General features: G+C 65.7%; 23 protein-coding genes. 17 read left to right on the forward strand and 6 right to left on the reverse strand.

The window, feature by feature from the left end:
* Positions 1–9: 9 nt before the first annotated feature.
* The 5 genes from HRV97_RS08170 to tatC are packed head-to-tail and all read left to right on the forward strand — an operon-like array spanning position 10 to position 2,813.
* Positions 10–738 (forward strand): segregation and condensation protein A, encoded by a 729-nt coding sequence (locus HRV97_RS08170; protein ID WP_174193716.1) that lies wholly within the window; start codon positions 10–12, stop codon positions 736–738.
* The gene (scpB, locus tag HRV97_RS08175) at positions 735–1,322 is read left to right on the forward strand and encodes an SMC-Scp complex subunit ScpB (RefSeq protein ID WP_174193717.1); all 588 of its coding nucleotides are present in this window, start codon (positions 735–737) and stop codon (positions 1,320–1,322) included. Before HRV97_RS08170 ends, scpB begins: the two co-directional genes overlap by 4 nt.
* Before the next feature lie 26 nt (positions 1,323–1,348).
* Positions 1,349–1,588: a twin-arginine translocase TatA/TatE family subunit gene (locus HRV97_RS08180; protein ID WP_174193718.1), complete on the forward strand. Its 240-nt coding sequence runs from the start codon at positions 1,349–1,351 to the stop codon at positions 1,586–1,588.
* Between the two features lie 29 nt (positions 1,589–1,617).
* The gene (gene tatB / locus HRV97_RS08185; protein WP_174193719.1) at positions 1,618–2,049 is read left to right on the forward strand and encodes a Sec-independent protein translocase protein TatB; all 432 of its coding nucleotides are present in this window, start codon (positions 1,618–1,620) and stop codon (positions 2,047–2,049) included.
* A complete protein-coding gene (tatC, locus tag HRV97_RS08190; RefSeq protein ID WP_174193720.1) occupies positions 2,046–2,813 on the forward strand; it encodes a twin-arginine translocase subunit TatC in 768 nt (255 codons plus the stop codon). Before tatB ends, tatC begins: the two co-directional genes overlap by 4 nt.
* A gap of 279 nt (positions 2,814–3,092) precedes the next feature.
* Here the strand turns inward: tatC and HRV97_RS08195 are convergent, their stop codons facing one another.
* The 3 genes from HRV97_RS08195 to HRV97_RS08205 form a co-directional block, all read right to left on the reverse strand.
* Positions 3,093–3,227 carry an entericidin A/B family lipoprotein gene (locus HRV97_RS08195; RefSeq protein WP_174193721.1) on the reverse strand — a complete coding sequence of 45 codons (135 nt, stop codon included), beginning with the start codon at positions 3,225–3,227 and terminating at the stop codon, positions 3,093–3,095.
* Between the two features lie 315 nt (positions 3,228–3,542).
* The gene (locus HRV97_RS08200) at positions 3,543–5,129 is read right to left on the reverse strand and encodes a sensor histidine kinase (RefSeq protein ID WP_174193722.1); all 1,587 of its coding nucleotides are present in this window, start codon (positions 5,127–5,129) and stop codon (positions 3,543–3,545) included.
* A 7-nt stretch (positions 5,130–5,136) separates the two neighbouring features.
* A complete protein-coding gene (locus HRV97_RS08205; RefSeq protein ID WP_174193723.1) occupies positions 5,137–5,295 on the reverse strand; it encodes a NepR family anti-sigma factor in 159 nt (52 codons plus the stop codon).
* A 234-nt stretch (positions 5,296–5,529) separates the two neighbouring features.
* Here HRV97_RS08205 and HRV97_RS08210 point away from each other — a divergent pair, with 234 nt between their 5' ends.
* The 11 genes from HRV97_RS08210 (at position 5,530) to HRV97_RS08260 (ending at position 14,740) form a co-directional block, all read left to right on the forward strand.
* On the forward strand, positions 5,530–6,324 hold the full coding sequence (locus tag HRV97_RS08210) for a response regulator (RefSeq protein ID WP_174193724.1): 795 nt from the start codon (positions 5,530–5,532) through the stop codon (positions 6,322–6,324).
* Between the two features lie 71 nt (positions 6,325–6,395).
* The gene (locus HRV97_RS08215) at positions 6,396–6,533 is read left to right on the forward strand and encodes a hypothetical protein (protein WP_174193725.1); all 138 of its coding nucleotides are present in this window, start codon (positions 6,396–6,398) and stop codon (positions 6,531–6,533) included.
* A gap of 106 nt (positions 6,534–6,639) precedes the next feature.
* Positions 6,640–7,281: a sigma-70 family RNA polymerase sigma factor gene (locus HRV97_RS08220; protein ID WP_174193726.1), complete on the forward strand. Its 642-nt coding sequence runs from the start codon at positions 6,640–6,642 to the stop codon at positions 7,279–7,281.
* A gap of 332 nt (positions 7,282–7,613) precedes the next feature.
* Positions 7,614–10,247, forward strand: a complete 2,634-nt coding sequence (locus HRV97_RS08225) for a bifunctional [glutamine synthetase] adenylyltransferase/[glutamine synthetase]-adenylyl-L-tyrosine phosphorylase (RefSeq protein WP_174193727.1) — start codon at positions 7,614–7,616, stop codon at positions 10,245–10,247.
* A complete protein-coding gene (locus HRV97_RS08230) occupies positions 10,240–10,686 on the forward strand; it encodes a peroxiredoxin (RefSeq protein WP_174193728.1) in 447 nt (148 codons plus the stop codon). Before HRV97_RS08225 ends, HRV97_RS08230 begins: the two co-directional genes overlap by 8 nt.
* The gene (locus HRV97_RS08235; RefSeq protein ID WP_174193729.1) at positions 10,683–11,492 is read left to right on the forward strand and encodes a ferritin-like domain-containing protein; all 810 of its coding nucleotides are present in this window, start codon (positions 10,683–10,685) and stop codon (positions 11,490–11,492) included. The genes HRV97_RS08230 and HRV97_RS08235 overlap by 4 nt, the downstream gene beginning before the upstream one ends.
* A gap of 116 nt (positions 11,493–11,608) precedes the next feature.
* The gene (locus HRV97_RS08240; RefSeq protein ID WP_174193730.1) at positions 11,609–12,328 is read left to right on the forward strand and encodes a M23 family metallopeptidase; all 720 of its coding nucleotides are present in this window, start codon (positions 11,609–11,611) and stop codon (positions 12,326–12,328) included.
* An 89-nt stretch (positions 12,329–12,417) separates the two neighbouring features.
* Entirely contained in the window at positions 12,418–12,756 is a 339-nt protein-coding gene (locus HRV97_RS08245; RefSeq protein WP_174193731.1) for a HesB/IscA family protein, read from the forward strand.
* 11 nt (positions 12,757–12,767) lie between these two features.
* Entirely contained in the window at positions 12,768–13,538 is a 771-nt protein-coding gene (xth, locus tag HRV97_RS08250; RefSeq protein ID WP_174193732.1) for an exodeoxyribonuclease III, read from the forward strand.
* The gene (locus HRV97_RS08255; protein ID WP_174193733.1) at positions 13,535–14,350 is read left to right on the forward strand and encodes a transporter; all 816 of its coding nucleotides are present in this window, start codon (positions 13,535–13,537) and stop codon (positions 14,348–14,350) included. Before xth ends, HRV97_RS08255 begins: the two co-directional genes overlap by 4 nt.
* A gap of 144 nt (positions 14,351–14,494) precedes the next feature.
* Positions 14,495–14,740 (forward strand): hypothetical protein, encoded by a 246-nt coding sequence (locus tag HRV97_RS08260; protein WP_174193734.1) that lies wholly within the window; start codon positions 14,495–14,497, stop codon positions 14,738–14,740.
* Between the two features lie 49 nt (positions 14,741–14,789).
* Here HRV97_RS08260 and HRV97_RS08265 read toward each other — a convergent pair whose 3' ends face one another.
* Complete coding sequence (locus HRV97_RS08265; protein WP_223176719.1) at positions 14,790–15,944, reverse strand: N-acetyltransferase; 1,155 nt, start codon at positions 15,942–15,944, stop codon at positions 14,790–14,792.
* A gap of 117 nt (positions 15,945–16,061) precedes the next feature.
* On the opposite strand from HRV97_RS08265, the gene HRV97_RS08270 reads away from it, so the two are divergent.
* Positions 16,062–17,141: a fatty acid desaturase family protein gene (locus tag HRV97_RS08270; protein WP_174193735.1), complete on the forward strand. Its 1,080-nt coding sequence runs from the start codon at positions 16,062–16,064 to the stop codon at positions 17,139–17,141.
* A gap of 54 nt (positions 17,142–17,195) precedes the next feature.
* Here HRV97_RS08270 and lptG read toward each other — a convergent pair whose 3' ends face one another.
* Positions 17,196–18,290, reverse strand: coding sequence for an LPS export ABC transporter permease LptG (lptG, locus tag HRV97_RS08275; RefSeq protein WP_174193736.1), 1,095 nt, complete (start codon positions 18,288–18,290; stop codon positions 17,196–17,198).
* Positions 18,287–19,483 (reverse strand): LPS export ABC transporter permease LptF, encoded by a 1,197-nt coding sequence (lptF, locus tag HRV97_RS08280; RefSeq protein ID WP_174193737.1) that lies wholly within the window; start codon positions 19,481–19,483, stop codon positions 18,287–18,289. Before lptF ends, lptG begins: the two co-directional genes overlap by 4 nt.
* Positions 19,484–19,524 lie beyond the last annotated feature (41 nt).

A 19,524-nucleotide genomic window follows, 5' to 3' on the forward strand; every position in this document is an offset into this window, starting at 1 on the left:
GACCCGCGCATGGCCGCGCCCGAGCAGTTGCTGCTCGATCTCGACGGGTGGGAAGGCCCGCTCGACGTGTTGCTCGGGCTCGCGCGCGCGCAGAAGGTCGACCTGAAACAGATCTCGATCCTCGCGCTGGTCGAGCAATATCTCGCCTTCACCGATCGTGCGCGCGCAACCAAGCTCGAACTCGCCGCCGATTACCTCGTCATGGCGGCGTGGCTCGCGTATCTGAAAAGCGCGTTGCTGCTGCCGCGCGATTCCGCGGTCGAGCCCGATCCCGAGGAACTCGCGCTACGCCTCCAGCTCCGCCTCGAACGGCTCGACGCGATGCGCGACGCGGGCGCGCGGTTGATGGCGCGCGACCGGATCGGACGCGACGTTTTCCCGCGCGGCGCACCCGAGGGATTGCGCACCGTCCGCCACAGCAATTGGACCGCCAGCCTCTACGACCTCCTTTCCGCATATGGACAGGTCAGCGCACGCACCCGCCCGGTCATGCATGTCGTGCACGACCGCGAGGTAATGACGCTCGACGCCGCACTGGCGCGAGTCGCGTCGATGGTCGGCTCGGCGGTCGAGTGGCAGGCGATCGAACGCTTCCTACCCGCCGCCGCGTCCGATCAGCTTCGTCGCTCCGCGCTCGCCTCCTCCTTTCTCGCCGCACTCGAACTCGCGCGGCAGGGCAGGGTCGAGTTGCGGCAAGCCGAGCCCTTCGCACCGCTTTATCTCCGGTCGCTCGCGTGACCCCGCTCGACGATACGGTACGCGCGGTCGAGGCGATCCTGTTCGCCGCCACCGAACCGCTCTCGCTCGACGCGATCCGCGCGCATGTCGGCCCGCTCGAGGTGCGCGCCGCGCTCTACCGGCTCGTGCAGGATTACGCCGGGCGCGGCATCGAACTGGTCGAGCGTGCCGGCCGCTGGCACTTCCAGACCGCGCCCGATCTCGCGCACCTGCTGCGCCGCGATCGCGAGGAGCAGCGTCGCCTCAGCCGCGCCGCAATCGAGACGTTGGCGATCGTCGCCTATCACGAACCCGTCAGCCGCGCCGACATCGAGGCGATCCGCGGCGTGCAGATCTCGCGCGGGACGCTTGACGTGCTGATGGAGGCGGGCTGGGTCCGCCCCGCCGGCCGGCGCGAGGTGCCCGGCCGTCCGCTCACCTACGCGACCACGCCCGAGTTTCTGGCGCATTTCGGGCTTGCCACGCGCCGCGACCTGCCGGGCATCGACGATCTGCGCGCCGCCGGGCTGCTCGACCCGGTCAATCTCGCGGTCGAACAGGCTGAAGGGCAGGTCGAGGTAGCAAAGCGCGGCGAGGACGATTAGATAGCAGGCGAATAGGAGATCACGTCATGGGCAGCTTCAGCCTTCCGCATATCCTCGTCCTCGCGGTGATCGCGATCCTGCTGCTCGGTGGCGGGCGTTTCTCCGCCATGATGGGCGACGTTGCCAAGGGCGTGAAGAGCTTCAAGAAGGGCATGGCGGAAGAGGACGAGGACACGTCCAGCCGTCCCAAGCCGCGCATCGAAGCGCAGTCTGCCGCCCAGCCCGCCTATGACCGCGACGCCGATCGCGTGCGCGAGGATCGCTGACGTCACCTGATCCAGTTCGGCTGCGCTGAATGCTCGACATCGCTCCGTCGGAGTTCCTGCTGGTCGCGTTTATCGCGCTGGTGGTGATCGGTCCCAAGGATTTGCCTAAGGCGCTGCGCGTCATCGGCCACTGGGTCGGTCGCGCGCGCGCGGTCGGTCGCCAGTTCCGCTCCGGCTTCGACGAGATGGTTCGCGAGGCCGAACTCGCCGAGATGGAGAAAAAGTGGAAGGCGGAGAACGAGCGGATCATGCGCGAACACGCCGCGCCGTCTGCCGATCCGGCATTGCCACACGTCTCCGCTGACGAACCCGCGCCCGTGATGGTCGAGCAACCGCAGATGATCGAGCATCCGCAAATTGTCCCAAGCGACGCCTCGGCTCCAACGGAGGGCTCGACGCCCGCCGTGGCACCGGAACCCGGCTCGGATGTACCCGCTGTCGGCAACAGGGCAGCGTCGTGAGCGACGATCTCGACGCATCGCGGGCGCCACTGCTCGACCACCTGCTCGAACTGCGGCGGAGGTTATTGTACTGCATCGCCGCAATCGCCGTTGCCTTCTTCGTCTGCTGGTACTTTGCCGAAGACATCTTTGCTTTTCTCGTTCAGCCGCTGCTCGCGGTTGGGCAGAAGACGGTCATCTATACCGAGATTTTCGAAGCCTTCTTCGTTCAGGTGAAGGTCGCGTTCTTCTCGGCGATGATGATTTCATTCCCGGTCATTGCCAATCAATTGTGGCAGTTCGTCGCGCCCGGTCTGTACCGCAAAGAAAAGCGCGCGCTGCTTCCGTTCCTGTTGGCGACGCCGCTGCTGTTCCTGCTGGGCGCGTCGATGGCGTATTATGTCGCGGTGCCGATGGCGTTGCACTTCCTCCTCGGTTACTCGGGCATGGTCGGTGGCGTGCAGCAGCAGGCGTTGCCGGCAATCGGCAATTACCTGTCGTTCATCATGCAATTTCTGTTCGGCTTCGGCGCGGCGTTCCTGTTGCCGGTGCTGCTGATGCTGCTGGAACGTGCTGGCATCGTGACGCGCAAGCAGTTGATCACTGCGCGTCGCTACGCGATCGTCGGCGCGTTCGCGATCGCGGCGGTCCTGACCCCGCCTGACGTTGGCTCGCAGCTTCTGCTCGCAATCCCGCTGGTGATCCTGTACGAACTCGCGATCATCGGTATCTGGTTCACCGAGCGTCGCCGTGCGCGTGAGGGAACGGCCGTTGTTGCTGACTGATCGTTCGGGTATGAACGTTTGGGCCGAGCAGTAGCCGCAAGACCTTAGCTAGAGCGTTTCAAGAGGGAGCGAGCGACCCTCAGGATGTGTTAGAATTCCCTATAAGCGGCTTCACTGCTTGCCGACTGGTACGATCGCATCAGTTCCACCTGTGTTCTGCTCGTCGGCTAGATCAGCCCAATGGGTAACAGAAGCACGGTAGCGCCGTGTTACTCGGACAGAAAAAGGGAGCGGTTAGCATGTGCCAACCACTCCCCAACCTATTTTGCGATGTCGCGCTTACTTCGCGTCGTTTGCGGTCTTCGCTACCGTGTTACCGGCCGACGACACGTCTTTGCCTGCGCCTTCGATGGTGTTGCACGCTCCGAGGATGAGCGCGCTTGCCAAGGTTGCGGCTGCCACGATCTTACGCATCAAAACAACTCCTGCTCTGGCTGGATGCCTGGCAGTTCAATGATCCCGCAGGTGGTTCGTTCCACCTGCGTGCCGATCGTCATCGAGATGAAGTGATAAGGCCCGGAAGCGCCACCGGGGGGGGGGGGGGTGACGCTTCCGGGCCTATGTCGTGGATCGCGAGAGCGGGGGGGCGTTATGTCGCGATCCGAAGTGTAGAACGTCAACTTCGCCGCACGGTTCCAGGCAGCGTCGGCATTTTCTCACCTGAATGAACCGGTGCGTGGTTCGACACAAATCAGGGCGTGATGATTGGTTTAGACGCCGCCGCTCCGCTCAATCGCTGTCGATCGTCGTGATCTTGACCTCGTACACACCGACCAGCGGATCGTGCTGCAACGTCGAGCGGAGCTGGCGCGTCAATCCCTCGATCACGCGACCGAAGCGGTTCTTCAAGCCGTCACGTAGGCAATCGCTGTCGACCAGCGCCCGCGACGAAATGCGTAGCAACGCGCAGTCGGGCTCCGGACCGGCGCGCAACGTGATCCGCAGTTGCGCGCCCTGGTCGCAGGTCATGGCCAGTTCGACTAGTTCGGTGATCAGGAACGCGACCGGCACCGCGACGTCCTGGGTGACGTAAAGCGGGTCGATCTCCAGCGCGATCCCGATATGCATGTGCTCGGGCGCAGTGGCGCGCAGGTTCGAGGCGAGCTCGCCACAGACCGAGCGCATGCTGACGCCGCGATTCTCTTCCATCTCGGCGAAGTGATACCGGTGAACGACCGCCAGTGCGTCGACACGCCGTTGGATGGAATTATACGCCTGCGACGCCTCGGGCGACTTGGCGCCGCGCGCGTGGAAGTTGATCAGGCTGGAAATGACCTGCAGGTTGTTTTTGACCCGGTGATGCACCTCGCGCGTCAGCTTGGTCTGGCGCACCAACCCCTCGGCGAGTCCGGCTTCGTGGACCGCCACCGTGCGGCTGAGCGCGCGAAAGGTATCGCCCAGGTCGCGCAACTCCTGCGCCGGCAGCGCGCGGTACAGTTCGGGATCGGGCTGATCGCCGGGTGCGTAGGCGGCGATACTGCTGCGCAGGGTACGTAGCGGGTTGATCAGCAGACGGTCGACCACGAACCACGCGATTGCCGCCGCGGCTGCCCACATCAACAGCGGCAGCGCGAGCGCCAGGATCAGCGGCGATCCGATCGGCGCGCTACGCACCTGCATTTCGAGCGACAGGTCGGCGATGCCGAGATCTTCACGGATCGCCTCACGCCGCTCCAGCGCACGCTCGCGCTTCAACGGCATCAGCTCCAGCCGATCGTCCGCGTCGACCAACGTGGCAGCGTAATCCGACGAAAACCCGCTCGGCCGCCCGATCTTGGTCAGAAACGCTCGCGGGAAGAATGCCGAGGCATTCACGCCGCGCCCGTTGTCTCCTAGCCGCAACACCAATCCTCGACCCGCGACGAAGTGTGCGGACAGGGTCGACGACGCTGCCTCGTCCTTGGTGCGTCGCACGCCGGGGAACTCTCGTCCGCAGATCAACGCGCCGCTGCCGTCCAGGATCGCGAACTCGGCGCCTGCGACTGCCTGTTGTGCGAAGACGCCCTGCACGCGCGCGCAACTGGGCGCGTCGCGCGGATCGAGCGTCAGCGCGTCCACCGCCACGCGTAGCGCGGTCATGTCGCCGACGAGTTCGATCGAGATCGAGCGGCTGCTTTCCGCCGCTGCAACCCGCAGATGCGATCGCAGCTCGGTGTCGGCGATCTGTGTCACGCGCAATGTCGCGAAGATGGCGATCAGCGCGAGCGGGAGCAGCGCGAGGCTCAGGATCAGGAAGAGTTTGGCACCGGTCGGCCAACGCGCCAGATAATCTTGCCGCGCGTCATGCGAGACGCCCACGGCAGCAACGTCACTCATTGCACGCTCAGTCGAGCTTGCCGAGGAGCGCCAGCAGGTCGTCCGGAACCGTCTCGTCAACGGTCTTCTGGTACACGGAACGCAGAGCGGAGCCCATGTCGCGGTTCTTTGATTGCGCCGCCGTTCCCTTTTTCGGCTTATCCGGCAGCTTCTTCTCGGACGTCAACGCAAGCCCCCCAGAGGCCCCACATCTCGGGGCAGGACGAATGGAAAAACTGTAAACCCTGCTCGCGTGTGTTCACCCGCGCTAGAGCGATGAAACCAAACAGCATCTCGATGGTTCCCGCTGCGAGTGACGAAAATCACGGGCCGGGGAGCCAGCGTCCCGGCCGATTAAGTCGCGTGATCGAAACGGGCAAGCGTCGTTCGGCGCCGTCGTCCATGGGAGGGCTTTCTACACATGTCGTTGGGTCAACAACTCGCTCCGCACCTGCCGTTCCTGCGCCGCTACGGCCGCGCGCTCACCGGCAGCCAGGTGCAGGGCGATCGCTACGTTCGCGCCACGCTGGAGGCGATCGTGGCGGCACCGGAAGAATTCCCGCGCGACGTCGATCCGCGTCTCGGCCTGTACCGCACGTTTCAGGCGATCTGGAACTCAGCGCACATCGAGGAACAGCCCGACGCAGGGAGCGTGGAGGACTCGGAAGCGATCGCGCGTGCCCGTCTCGCACGGATGAGCCCGCTGTCGCGCCAAGCCCTGCTGCTGACCGCCATGGAAGGCTTCACGCCGGAGGATGCGGCCTATCTGATCGATGCCGACGCGTCGCGCGTCGACGAGCTGGTGTCGGAAGCACTCGCCGAGATCGAGAAGCAGACCCGTGCGCGCGTGATGATCATCGAGGACGAGCCGATCATCGCGATGGACATCGAGAGCATCGTGCGCGATCTCGGACACGACCTGACCGGCGTGGCGGTGACCCGCGACGAGGCGGTGGCGCTGGCGCAGGAGGACCGCCCGGGGCTGATCCTCGCCGACATCCAGCTCGCCGACGACAGTTCAGGGATCGACGCGGTCAAGGACATCCTCGCCGAGTTCCAGGTGCCGGTGATCTTCATCACCGCTTTCCCTGAGCGGCTGCTGACCGGTGAGCGTCCCGAGCCGACCTTCCTGATCACCAAGCCATTCCAGCGCTCCACGGTGAAGGCGGCGATCAGCCAGGCGCTGTTCTTCGACCAGAGCACCATTCCCGCCTGACACCAGCGTAACATTGTCATGGTCCGTTCGTTCGATACGGACCCAAAACGGTTTATACGGGTTGAACGACCATGGCAGACAATGATCAACGCGTGCACGTCGAAACCGATCAGGCACGGGCGGGCTCGACGCCAGGGGTCGGCCGCTACGTGCTGGGTGCTTCGCTGGTGCTCATTATCGTGATCTTCGCCGCGCTTCTTCTGTTCTGATCGGACCTGATCGGTGCTGGTAGGGGTGGCGAAGCCGGACAACGGCAACTATCTTGAGCAAGCGGACGTGCCCGGTGGGGGAGCGGCGCCAAGTCAACGGAGCGGCATGACCCAGTCCCTAGTGAGCACGCCCGGTGCCGACGGCGACGTGCCCGTCGAGCACGTGTCGCTCTCCGATCCCGAGTTTAAGGCGCAATTGGCGCAGGTGATCCCGCATCTGCGCGCCTTCGGGCGTTCGCTGTCGGGTAACCGTGATCTGGCCGACGATCTGGTACAAGAGACGCTGCTCAAGGCTTGGGCCGCGCGTAAGCGGTTTCAGGCTGGCACCAATATGCGCGCCTGGACCTTCATCATCTTGCGCAACCTGTTCCTGTCACAGATGCGTCGTGCGCGCTTCAAGGGCGAATGGGACGATCTGGTCGCCGATCGCGTGCTCGCCGCGCCGGCCAGTCAGGACAAGCATGTCGAACTCGCCGACATGCAGCGCGCCCTGATGCATCTGCCGCAACCGCAGCGTGAGGCACTGATCCTCGTCGGAGCCGGCGGCTTCGCCTATGAGGAAGCTGCCGAAATCTGCAACGTCGCGGTCGGCACGATCAAGAGCCGCGTGGCGCGTGGACGCGTCGCACTGGAAGCATTGCTGAGCGATGGGACGCTGAAGTCGCGCCGCGATCATGAGAATGAGAATGGTCGCTCTACGCTCGACTCGATTATGGGTGAAGTGGACGAACTCGCGCGCGAGCGTTGAGCCATCGGTGGCTGAGACACTGGTGAGAGTGTCTTAGCCTGTGCTTTGCTAGACGCTGGAACCTGCCGCCTCTTTGGAGAGTAATCGGCCGGATGATGGTCGACGCTTCTGAATTCGCGTTCGACCTAGAGTCGCGTAGCTCCACGTCGTCTCAGTGCGGATGGTCGTGACGATGCGAGGCAAAGGTCTTACCAAGCCGACCTGGCTCAGCAACTAAGGGCAAGCCCTCGATCTCCACGTTCCGGCTCATGCCAGACTTAGCGAGCGCCTAGTACAGTCCGAGGTGCAAATAACCCGCACATACGCCGCGCTCCGCCACTATGCTGCCTTGCATGAGCACCGCAAACGATAACGCTCGCACACGCGCCATGGAGAACGCGCCGTTCCTCGCCGGATTGATCGCGCGAGAAGCCGCCGACGCGGCGCTGCTCGTCAACGCGGACCTGTTGCCGGTCGCGCGCAGGCTCCGTGTCGAGCGCCGCGCGGTCGCGCGCACGGTGGCGCTCGGCGATCTGTCGGGCACCCTCGATCTGACCGAAGTCACCGCTCGACTCACCCGCTTCGCCGACATCGCGCTCGACACCGCGATCCGCACCGCCATTGCCGAACGGACGCCGGGTGCGCCCGCCACCGGCTTCGTCGCGCTCGCGCTCGGCAAGCAGGGTAGTTTCGAGCTCAACTATTCGTCCGACATCGACCCGATCCTGCTCTACGATCCCGCGACGCTGCCGTGCCGCCCGCGCGAGGAGCCGGGCGACGCCGCGGTGCGGATCGCGCGCCGCATGTTGGAACTGCTGCAAACACGCGATGCCGATGGTTACGTGCTGCGCGTCGACCTGCGGCTGCGCCCGTCGCCCGAGATCACCCCGCTCGCGGTGCCGATCGACGCCGCCATCGCCTATTATGAGTCGCAGGCGCTGCCGTGGGAGCGCGCCGCGTTCATTCGCGCGCGCGCCGCCGCCGGCGACGTGGCGCTCGGCCAACGCTTCCTCGATACGATCCGTCCGTTCATCTGGCGCCGCAGCCTCGACTTCGGCGCGGTGGGCGAAATCCTCGACATCACTCGGCGCATCCGCAACCACCATGCGCAGGGGCAGGCGTTCGGCCCCGGCTTCGACCTGAAACGCGGCAGGGGCGGCATCCGCGAAATCGAGTTCTTCGCACAGATTCACCAGCTGATCCACGGCGGCCGCGACGCGCGCCTGCGTGCGCCCGCCACCCGCGACGCGCTCGCTGCATTGGCCGAGGCTGGTCGTATCGTGCCGGGCGATGCGCAGGCGCTCACCCACGCCTACACGCTGCTGCGCACGATCGAGCACCGGGTGCAGATGATCGACGATCGCCAGACGCACGCGCTGCCCGCCGGCGAGGCACTCGACCAAGTCGCGCGGCTGCACGGCCTCACGGACGGCATCGCATTGCTCGACATGCTGCGACCGCACGTGGCCAAGGTCGCCGCGATCTTCGACCAACTCGCCCCTAACACGCGCGATCACCTGCCGCACGACAGTGCGGCGCTTGCCGCGCACTTGGGCGACGCCGGTTTCACCGATGCGGCAGCGATCGCGACGCGCATCGCGGATTGGCGCGCCCGCCGCTACCCCGCGCTGCGCAGCGCCGCCGCGCAGACGGCGTTGGAGGCGGTGCTGCCCGATCTGGTTACCGCCTGTGCAGCTGCTCCCGTGCCCGATGCCGCGGTGCAGCGGCTCGACCGGATCATCGAGCGACTGTCCAGTGCGATCAACTTCTTTCGCCTGCTGGAGGCGCAGCCTGCGCTCACCACCCTCGTCGCCCGCGTGCTCAGCCATGCCCCGACGCTGGCGGAGGAACTCGCGCGCCGCACCGACCTGCTCGACCGCCTGATCGACGCCAGCGCGCTCGATCCGGTCGGCTCGGTTGCCGATCACACGCGCGCGATGCGCCGCGTCGAGCAGGGGGCCGATTACCAGGCATTGCTCGATCACGTCCGCCGTGTCGTCGGCGAGCAGCGCTTCGCCCTCGGCGTCCAGCTCGTCGCAGCCGCCGCCGACCCGTTGCAGGTCGCATGCGACTATTCCGGCGTCGCCGAGGCCGCCGTGTGCGTGCTCGCAGAGGCGACCGTCGCCGAGTTCGCGCGCGCACACGGTCGCGTGCCGGATAGCGAATTGCTGATCCTCGCGCTCGGCCGTTTCGGTGGCGCGGCGCTGACCCATGCGTCGGACCTCGACCTGATCTTTCTGTTCACCGGTGACTTCAACGCCGAGTCGGACGGCGTCAAACCGCTCGGCGCCACACTCTACTACAACCGTCTCGCGCAGCGCGTCGCCGCCGCCTTGTCGGTGCCCACCGCCGCCGGACCGCTCTACAAGGTCGACACCCGGCTTCGTCCCTCGGGCGCGCACGGCCCGCTTGCCGTCACGCTCGACTCGTTCGCGCGGTACCAGCGCGAGTCCGCCTGGACGTGGGAGCATATGGCGCTGACCCGCGCGCGCGCCGTGTTCGGCTCGCTCAGGGCGCGCGCGGCGCTCGATGCGGTGATCGCCGACGTGTTGCACGGTAACCGTACCGAGCACGACATCCGCACCGACGCGCGTGCGATGCGCGATGAGATGGCGGCGCACAAACCGCCGCAAGGTCCGCTTGATGCCAAGCTACTGCCCGGCGGGCTCGTCGATCTGGAGTTCACCGTCCACGTCGAGCAATTGCTGAACCGAACCGGCTTCGATCCCGATCTCGGCCAGGCGATCGACCAACTCGTCGCGCACGGCTTGCTCGCACCCGGCCTGCGCGATGCGCACGATCTGCTGACGCGCTTGCTCGTCACCGCGCGATTGGTCGTTCCCGACGCGGCCGAGCCCGACGCGCCCGCCACGCGCGCGCTGATCGCGCAGGCGTTGCGCCTGCCCGACTGGGCAGCGGTGCTTGCCAGCTTCGCCGCGGTCCGCGAGGAGGTCTCGCGTGTGTGGCGGGAGTTGGTGGATGAATGAATTACCCGATGTGACGGCGACCGGCGCCGATGGTCAGCCACTGCGGCTCGCCGACCTGCCGCGTCCCCTGGTCGTCTATTTCTATCCCAAGGACGACACGCCGGGTTGCACGCGCGAGGCGCAGGACTTCTCCGGGCTCGCCGACGACTACGCCGCCGCGAGCGTTCAGGTCGTCGGTATTTCACGCGACAGCGTCGCCAAGCATGCGAAGTTCATTGCCAAGCACTCATTGCGGGTCACGCTCGCCAGCGATCTCGACGGCCAAGTGACCGAGGCGTTCGGCGTCTGGGGCGAGAAGCAGATGTACGGCCGCAGCTACATGGGTGTCGAGCGCGCGACCTTTCTGTTCGACCGCGATGGCCGGCTCGTGCGTGAATGGCGCAAGGTGAAAGTACCCGACCACGCCGCCGCGGTGCTGGAGGCGGCGCGCGCGCTTTGACCGAGCAGCCTGCCACCAGCATCGCCGAAGCCTGCCGCGAGGTGCTGACCACCCCCGCACCGGTCGCCAAATTGAAGGCTGCGCGACGCGTCGCACGCGCGTGGCGACAAGGTGCCCTTCGGCACGACTTTGACCAGCCGATGCCGGTCAAGCCCGCTTGGCCGCCGCGGCCCGAACTGTTGCCGCCGGGCAAGATGCCCAAGCGCGGCAAGGCGGGATCGGAGCGCGGGCGCATCGCGCTCCTTCACGCACTCGCGCATATCGAGTTCGTCGCGGTTGATCTCGCCTTCGACATGGCGGGGCGCTTCGGTGCCGGCTTTCCGCGCGCGTTCGTCGACGACTGGATCTCGGTCGGCGCGGACGAGGCGATGCATTTCGCTTTGCTCGATCGCCGGTTGCGCGCGCTCGGCTCGTTCTATGGCGCGCTACCGGCGCACGCTGGGTTGTGGGAAACGGCGGCACGCACCGCCGACGATCCGCTCGCGCGGCTCGCGGTCGTGCCGATGGTGCTGGAGGCGCGCGGGCTAGACGTGACGCCGACCACCGTGATGCGTTTCCGCCAATCGGGCGATGAGGCAGGCGCGCGCATCCTCCAGCGCATATACACCGACGAAATCCGCCACGTGCGATTCGGCACCAACTGGTTCGAATGGGCGTGCGCGGCGCAGCGTCTGAACCCGCCGACCCACTGGCGCGCGCTGATCGATCGGCACTTTCGCGGGCTGGTTCGGCCTCCGTTCAACGACTCGGCGCGCACCTTGGCCGGTTTGACGCGCGAATATTGGGGCGGGCTTGCCTCAGACTGATACATTGCGCCACAAAGCTGCCATCAGGACGGCGGGGGGTCCCAACCGATCCGATAGCTCAACACGGGCGGGCGCCACACGCGGGCGCGCGGCTGATCGATCGACGATGGGGTTTGATGATTAAGCTCGCTTTGACGTCCGCGACGGTGGTTCTCGCGTCGCTCGGCCTCTTTACCGGCATCGCCAGCGCGGAAGCGCCCGCGACGCAGCCGGTCGCCGCCGCCACCCACCACGTTCCGGCCGCGACCGGTGGCCCGCTGCTCAGTGCGGTCGGCCCCGAGGCACGCGGCGACATCGCCGCCGACGCACAATTCCGGTCGCTGTTCATGAGCTGGAAGAAGCTCGACGGCGGCACCACCGGCACGATTGCGATCCCCTCGGTTCAGCCGGTGTCGAACCTGAAGTTCACCAGCAACTTCGGCATCCGTTCCGATCCGTTCCGCGGCACCGCGGCGATGCACGCCGGGGTTGATATTCCCGGTCCGATCGGCACCCCGATCTACGCGACGGCCGACGGCATCGTCAGTCACGCCGGTCGCCAGGGCGGCTACGGCAACCTCGTAGAGATCAACCACGGCAAGGGGATTGCGACCCGCTACGGCCACCTGTCGCGCATCATCGTCGCCGACAATGCGCGCGTGAAGCGCGGGCAGTTGATCGCGATGATGGGCTCGACCGGCCGCTCGACCGGCTCGCACCTCCATTACGAGGTCCGCATCGACGGCCACGCGGTCAACCCGGTGCCGTTCCTGACCACCGCCGACTATCTGCTCGCCGCGCAGGACCGCGCGGTAGGCGTGATCCCGGTGTCGACCGGACCTGCACCGCAGGACTGATCCGAACCTCCACTTCCTCCACTTCGTCTCTTGCTGGGACAGATGCAGGGTCGGTTGCGGGTGCAGCCGGCCCCGCTTACATGACGGTCATGGCCACGCTTGCACCCGAGATCGCGCTGACCCCCTCCGCTGCCGCGCGCGTCGCTGCTATCGCCGCGAAACAGGGGCGCGCCGCGATCCTGCGCCTCTCGGTCGAGGGCGGAGGCTGCTCGGGGTTCCAGTACAAGTTCGGCTTCGCCGACGCGCCCGACAGTGGCGACGCGGTCGCGGAAACCGATGGCGTGCGCCTGGTGGTCGACGACGTCAGCCTCGATCTCGTCCGCGGTTGCGCGGTCGATTACATCGAATCACTCGGTGGCGCGTCGTTTCAGGTGAGCAATCCCAATGCCGCCTCAGGCTGTGGTTGCGGGACCAGCTTCGCGGTGTAAGGCTGCGTGGCGTGAAGATCGTCACCTACAACGTCAACGGGATCAAGGCGCGGCTCGAGCGGCTGGTCGAATACCTCGCCGAGCAGCAGCCCGACGTGGTCTGCCTGCAGGAGCTCAAATCCTCCGATGAGACGTTCCCGGAGGCCGCGATCCGCGACGCCGGCTATGGCGCGGTCTGGCATGGGCAGAAAGGCTTCAACGGCGTCGCCGTGCTCGCACGCGGGCAGGACCCGATCGAGCGCCAGCGCGGGTTGGAAGGTGAGCCGGAGGACAATCACAGCCGCTATCTCGAGTGTGAGGTCGACGGGCTCGTCGTCGCCTCGATCTACCTGCCGAACGGCAATCCGCGACCCGGGCCGAAATTCGATTACAAGCTGCGCTGGATCGACCGTCTTCGCGCGCGCGCGCAGGTGCTGCTCGATGCCGAAGTGCCGGCGGTGCTAGCGGGCGATTACAACGTGATCCCCAACGATGACGACACCTTCTCCGTCCCGGCGATGGCAAGCGACGCGTTGATGCAGCCGGAGAGCCGCAGGGGCTATCGCGCGCTGGTCGCGCAAGGCTGGACCGATGCCTTGCGCAGCCGTCATCCGCGCGGTGGCGTGTGGACCTTTTGGGACTATCAAGCCGGCGCGTGGCAGCGCGACGCGGGTTTCCGCATCGACCATTTGCTGCTCAGCCCCGCGGTTGCTGACCGCTTGCAGGATGCCGACGTCGACAAGGCGTATCGCGGGCGCGAAAAGGCGAGCGACCATGCCCCGACCTGGGTGCGTCTGTCGTGAGGCACGCGCGTGCACTGCTCGCCGCGACGCTCGCCTGCGCGGCTTCCGCGCTGCCTGCCGCCGCGCAGCAGCGCGACGATCTTCGCTTCTGTCCCAATCGACCAAGCCTGGGCTCCAGCGGGTGTACGACGCTGCCAGGTGAGGTGCAGGTAGAGGCGTCCGGAATCGAGTGGGAACTCGACAATAACGCCGACGAGCGCGTCGACACGATCCGCTACGCCGACGTGCTCGCGCGCGTCGGTTTCGGGCCGAAGACCGAGTTCCAGATCGACTGGAGCCCGCAGGTCAGCCAACGAACGCGCGACAAGGCGACCGGGACGATCTCACGCGTGTCCGGCATCAGCGACGTGATGCTGGCGGTGCGCCAGAACATCACCCACTCGGACGGACATGGGCTGTCGACCGCGGTGCAGCCGTTCGTCATGCTACCCACCGGACGCGGCGAGATCAGCGACGGGACATGGTCGGCGGGCGCGGTGATGCCGATCGTCTACGAGCTGAACGATACCTGGAGCGTCGGCTTTACCGGACAGGCGGCGGCGCAGGCGGATGAGGATCGTCACGGTCGCCACTTCGACGCGAGCGGCATTGTCGAGGTCGGCTATACCGTGTCGTCCGATGTCACCGCCTTTGCCGACTTCCTGCTCGAGCGCGACAACGATCCCGCACAGCACGTGACGCAGGCGCAACTCGCGGGCTCGCTCGCGTGGCAACCGACCAAGCGGACGCAGTTCGACGTTCTTGCGGTGGCCGGTCTCAACCATCATACGCCCGACCTGCGATTGGCGCTGGGCGGCGCGTTCGTGTTCTGACGCCAAGTCGCGGCGTGATCGGCCAATCAATGGTGTGGTATTCAGGTGGCACACGCGCTAAGTGTTTGAAATTCCGCGCGCGGGCATTTGGCACGACCGATGCAACGCTCCTCTCGACGGCACGGAGCCGTCGGGAGAAATGCCATGACATCAACCACCATCCTCGCCACGCTGATCGCCTCCCTCGCCGGAACTGCCGCCGCTGCCGAACCCAAGGCACCGCCGCCGCCGGCCAGTGAGCTGACCGCGCCCGCGCAGACCGGCACGTCCGACCAGCGTTACTGCCTTCGCAGCGAACTCACCGGCTCGCGCATCCTGCGTCGCGAGTGCCACACCGCGGCGCAGTGGCAGAAGCTCGACGTCGACGTCCTCGCACTGGCGAAGCGGTGAGGGCCGCGGCACCGGCGTGGCGGCAGGTGCCACGCCGGTGCGTACCGGATCACAAGGTGCGTTCGTACACCTGGTAGATCTTGTTGACCCGGCTCTCGATCGCGGTGGCGATCGAATTCATGCCCTGGTTGTCGTCGAGCACCCAGCCGATCTCACCGCGGCTGGCACCGTAATGGTCGACCGAGGCCTTGCGGATCGCCTCGATCATCATGAAGGCGAGTTGGCTGGCGAGCCGCGAGGATTGCAGGTCCTTGCGCACGCCCATCAGCGGTACGCGCATCGTGCGCACGCGCGGCTTGCGCAGCCACAACAGCAGCTTGGCCCAGCCGAACGGCAGCAGCGACCCGTTCAGCGGCTTGATCGCCTCGTTCAGGTCGGGAAGCGTGATCATGAACGCGACGGGCTTTCCGTCCAGCTCCGCGATGCGGATCAGGTCATTGAACACGATCGGCTTCAGTTTGACGCCGACGTCCTTGATCTCGGGCGGGGTGAGGGGGACGAAACCCCAATTGTCCGACCATGCATCGTTCAGGATATCGAGGATGATCGCGGCCTCATCCTCAAAGCGTTGCTTGTCGACCTGTCGCACGACGATGCGAGGATTCGTCTCGCCCGACTTGATGATACGCTTGACGAGCTTGGGAAACTCCTGCGTGATGTCGAGTTCGTAGGTGACGAGCTGCTTGGTCGGCACGTAGCCCGCGCGCTCGATCCATCCGCGATATTCGCGCTTGGCGTGCCCCATCATGATCGTGGGCGGATGGTCGTAGCCCTGAATCAGCAATCCCGGCTCTTCCCAGATCGACTGCGAAATCGGTCCGAGCGCGCGTGTCATGCCCTTCGCGCGCAGCCAGTCCTCGGCAGCGGCGAGCAGCGCCTGAAAGACGCCCTCGTCCTCCGCCTCCATCAACCCCCATTGGCCGACGCCGGGACCAAAGCCTTGCGCCGCCGGCATGGTGAGCGCCAGCGTGTCGATATGTGCCGAGACACGGCCAACCACCTGATCGCCGCGATAGGCGAGGAACAATTGCACCTCGGCGTGGCTGTACCAGCCGTTCTTTTCCGGCGTGATCAACCCCAGCGCCTCGCCTTTCAGCGGCGGCACCCAGTTCGGATCGTCTCGGTATAGGCGGAATGGCAGGTCTACGAAGATCTTGCGGTCGCGCTTCGTCGTGACTTTAGTGATGCGGAGGGCGTCAGACATGATCGGGAAATAGACGGCGCAATCGATCATGGCGAGTGAGCAATTGCGCGGCAATGCGGCGCGGGTCGCCTGTTCGCGTCACTGTGTCGCCACTATATCACGGCAATGGACCAAGCCATGACCAGCATGACCCTAGACCGTGCGCCCGCCTCGGCTGCGAGCGTTCGCGCGCGCATTCCCGACGACAAAGCGATGCTGCGCACCGCGGCCGAGCTGACGCGAGATCTCGTGAAGCCGCGCGCCGACATATACTGGGCGGACCTGATCGGGTCCTCGGTGGTCGGCTACGCCGCACTCGCGCTCGCGGTAGTGACCGCCTCGAATGCCGTGATGATCGTCGCTGGCATCGTGTCGATGCTGGCGCTGTACCGCGGCATGAGCATGATCCACGAGCTGACGCACATGAAGCACGCGAACATGCGCGGCTTTCGCGCCGGGTGGAATGCGCTGATCGGCGTGCCGATGATGATTCCGTCGTTCATGTACGAAGGCGTTCATAATCTGCACCATGCCAAGACGCGCTATGGCACGTCGGAGGATCCGGAGTATCTGCCGCTCGCGCTGATGAAGCCGTGGACGTTGCCGGTGTTCGTGATCGTGTCGGCACTGGCGCCGGTCGGCTTGTTGATCCGCTACGCGATCCTCGCGCCGCTGTCCGCGCTGTCGCCGCGGCTGCGTGCGGCGGTGGTGTCGCGTTATTCCGCGCTTTCGATCAATCCGTCGTTCCGTCGCCGCATGCCCGAGGGCGAGGAACATACGCGGTGGGTCCGTCTTGAGGCCGCCACGGCTGCGTGGGCGATTGCGCTTATCGTGCTGACTGCGGCCGGCGTGATCCCGTTCAAGGCCTTCGCGATCTTCATGGTGGTCGGCGCGGGCGTCGCGTTGATCAACCAGGTGCGCACGTTGGTCGCGCATTTGTGGGAGAATGAGGGCGAAGCGATGAGCGTCACCGCGCAGTATCTCGACACGGTCAACGTGCCGCCGCCGGCGCTGTTGCCGGTGCTGTGGGCGCCGGTAGGCTTGCGCTACCACGCGCTGCATCATCTGTTGCCGGGGCTGCCGTATCACTCGCTAGGCGAGGCGCATCGTCGGTTGTCCAAGGTGCTGGAGCCCGCATCGCCGTATCACCAGGCAAGCTACAAGGGGCTGCCCGCGTTGGTCGGTAAGCTGGCCGTGGCAACGATCCGACAGCGCTGATCGATCAATTCGACGAGCATGTTGGCGGCGTCTCCTAGAGAGACGCCGCCATTTTTATTCCTCAGTGCGCAGCAGCACCGCCTCGCCGATCAGCAGGAACAGCAGGAACGGCGCCCAGGCGGCAAGGAACGGCGGATAGGCACCCAGATTGCCCATCGCCAGTGCGAAATTGTCCGCGACGAAATACGCGAATCCCAGGCCCATGCCGATTACTGCGCGCACAAATAATTGACCCGATCGCGCGATGCCGAAGGCCGCGACAGCACCCAGCAACGGCATCAGGATCGACGACAGCGGCGCGGACAGCTTGTGCCACAGCGATCCTTCCAGCGCCTTCACCGGGCGCCCGGCTTCTTGCAAGTCGTCGATCGCGCTGCGCAACGCGCCGAAGGATAGGCTGTCTGCGTCGACGGTCGCGAGCGTGAACTGGTCGGTACGCACGCCGCGCCCGACGATCTGCGCGCCTTCCATCGTTACGCGACCGCTCGCGACATCGAACCGCTTGGTCGGCCAGATGCGCCAACCATCACCCGCACGTCGGCCGTTGGGCGCCGTCAGCAGCCCACGCAGACCTCCGCTCGCCGATCGGACATAAACGGTCACGCCGCCGAGTTGCGCCTGATCGCCGCGGCCTTTGATCTGATCGACTTGGATCAGATCCTGGCCGGAGAGGACCCAGACGTTGGAGCGTTCGCCGCGATCGACTGGTAGCGGTCCGTAATTGACGCGCTGCCACTGCGTCAGCGTCGCGGTGGAACGGCTGACCACGCGATCAGTGAAGACGAAGGTAATCGCCGCGACACCCAGACTGGCCAGGATCAACGGTGCGAGCAACTGATGCGCCGAGAGGCCGGCCGCTTTAAGCGCGATCACTTCGCTGTTCGCGTTCATCGTGATCAGCGTCAGGATGGTACCCAGCAGCACCGAGAACGGCAGGAACGTGGCGACGATCTGCGGCAGGCGCAGCCCGACGTAGCGCCATACCTCCGCGTCGCCGTTACCCGCGACCGCCAGGATCTTGCCCGACTCGCTCAACAGGTCGAGTGCTTGCAGCACCAGCACAAGACCCGCCAGGATGCCGAAGGTTCGCGCAAGGAACAGCCGCGCCATGTAGAAAGCGACCGTGCGCGAGGGGAAGAAGCCCTTCATGCCGCTGCTCCCCGACGATTACGGCCCGGCAGGTAGCGGACGATCAGTTTCCACGATTTGGAGAAGAAGCGTTCAAGCGCGCCGATCGGCTGTCCGCCAGGGACGTGCGCGATGGTATAGTACATCCAGACAATCAATCCTGCGAAAACCAGGAACGGCACCCACATGGCGATCAAGGGATCAATCGCGCCGCGCTCACCGATCGAGAGCGCGTATTGGTTCACCTTATGGTAGGTGACCACCATCACGATCGACAGGAAGACGCCCAGGCCCGAAGTCGATCGCTTCGGCGGCACGCCGAGCGCGACTGCGAGCAGCGGCAGCAGGAACATCGAGACCACCTCCGCCAGCCGGAAATGGAACTCGGCGCGGCTGCTGTCGCGCTGTTCCTCTGTGCCAGCGTGATGGCCGAGCCGCGCGAGCTGGAACATGGTATATTCCAGATTCTTGCCGCCGCGGCTGCGAAAACTCTCGAACTTGGGCAGGTCGATCGGCAGGTCATGCGACGAGAAGGAGAGGGTGCGCGGCGTCGGGAAGTCGGCGCGGTTGTGGATCAGCGTGCCATTGGTCAGCCGAAAGATGATGACGTCGGGATCGTCGGTGGCGAGGAACTGTCCGCCTTCCGCGGTGACGCCGACCCAGTCGCCTTTGGGCGTGCGTGCGTGAACGAAGATGCCCGACAATTGCCGTCCCTTGTCGCGGCTACCCTCGATCCGCATCGTCATGCGATCGCCCAGATGGGTAAACTCGCCGACCTTGACCGATGCGCCGAGCGCCCCGGTGCGCAGCTCGAAGCGCAATTTCTCGTAATTGTAGCGCGCGATCGGCTGCACGTAGCCGACGATCGCGATGTTCGCCGCCGCCAGCACGATCGCGTATATATAGGGTACGCGCAGCAGCCGCGCGTAGCTCATGCCGACACCGCGCATCACGTCGAGCTCGCTCGACGTAGCGATGCGGCGAAACGCCAGCAGCACGCCCAGCATCAGTCCGATTGGAATGCCGAGCCCGAGATATTCGGGTAGCAGGTTGGCGAGCATCTTCCACACGACACTCACCGGCCCACCCTGCGTCGCGACGAAATCGAACAAGCGCCGGATGCGATCGAGAATCAGCAGCATCGCGGCGATGAACAGGGTGGAGAACAATGGCAGCGCGATCAGCCGGGCCATGTAGCGGTCGATCGATTTCATGTGCGCGCGACGCGGCCTCGCAAGAACGACGGGGAGCGGTC

It is taken from the genome of Sphingomonas hominis (assembly GCF_013328205.1).
In the GTDB taxonomy this organism is placed as follows: domain Bacteria; phylum Pseudomonadota; class Alphaproteobacteria; order Sphingomonadales; family Sphingomonadaceae; genus Sphingomonas; species Sphingomonas hominis.

Bases quoted from the DNA above. Each gene is read 5' to 3' on its own strand.
- HRV97_RS08170 (WP_174193716.1), top strand. From the start codon at position 10: ATGGCCGCGCCCGAGCAGTTGCTGCTCGATCTCGACGGGTGGGAAGGC.
- HRV97_RS08180 (WP_174193718.1), top strand. From the start codon at position 1,349: ATGGGCAGCTTCAGCCTTCCGCATATCCTCGTCCTCGCGGTGATCGCG.
- tatB (WP_174193719.1), top strand. From the start codon at position 1,618: ATGCTCGACATCGCTCCGTCGGAGTTCCTGCTGGTCGCGTTTATCGCG.
- HRV97_RS08195 (WP_174193721.1), bottom strand. From the start codon at position 3,227: ATGCGTAAGATCGTGGCAGCCGCAACCTTGGCAAGCGCGCTCATCCTC.
- HRV97_RS08200 (WP_174193722.1), bottom strand. From the start codon at position 5,129: ATGAGTGACGTTGCTGCCGTGGGCGTCTCGCATGACGCGCGGCAAGAT.
- HRV97_RS08210 (WP_174193724.1), top strand. From the start codon at position 5,530: ATGTCGTTGGGTCAACAACTCGCTCCGCACCTGCCGTTCCTGCGCCGC.
- HRV97_RS08215 (WP_174193725.1), top strand. From the start codon at position 6,396: ATGGCAGACAATGATCAACGCGTGCACGTCGAAACCGATCAGGCACGG.
- HRV97_RS08220 (WP_174193726.1), top strand. From the start codon at position 6,640: ATGACCCAGTCCCTAGTGAGCACGCCCGGTGCCGACGGCGACGTGCCC.
- HRV97_RS08225 (WP_174193727.1), top strand. From the start codon at position 7,614: ATGAGCACCGCAAACGATAACGCTCGCACACGCGCCATGGAGAACGCG.
- HRV97_RS08230 (WP_174193728.1), top strand. From the start codon at position 10,240: ATGAATGAATTACCCGATGTGACGGCGACCGGCGCCGATGGTCAGCCA.
- HRV97_RS08240 (WP_174193730.1), top strand. From the start codon at position 11,609: ATGATTAAGCTCGCTTTGACGTCCGCGACGGTGGTTCTCGCGTCGCTC.
- HRV97_RS08245 (WP_174193731.1), top strand. From the start codon at position 12,418: ATGGCCACGCTTGCACCCGAGATCGCGCTGACCCCCTCCGCTGCCGCG.
- HRV97_RS08260 (WP_174193734.1), top strand. From the start codon at position 14,495: ATGACATCAACCACCATCCTCGCCACGCTGATCGCCTCCCTCGCCGGA.
- HRV97_RS08265 (WP_223176719.1), bottom strand. From the start codon at position 15,944: ATGTCTGACGCCCTCCGCATCACTAAAGTCACGACGAAGCGCGACCGC.
- HRV97_RS08270 (WP_174193735.1), top strand. From the start codon at position 16,062: ATGACCAGCATGACCCTAGACCGTGCGCCCGCCTCGGCTGCGAGCGTT.
- lptG (WP_174193736.1), bottom strand. From the start codon at position 18,290: ATGAAGGGCTTCTTCCCCTCGCGCACGGTCGCTTTCTACATGGCGCGG.
- lptF (WP_174193737.1), bottom strand. From the start codon at position 19,483: ATGAAATCGATCGACCGCTACATGGCCCGGCTGATCGCGCTGCCATTG.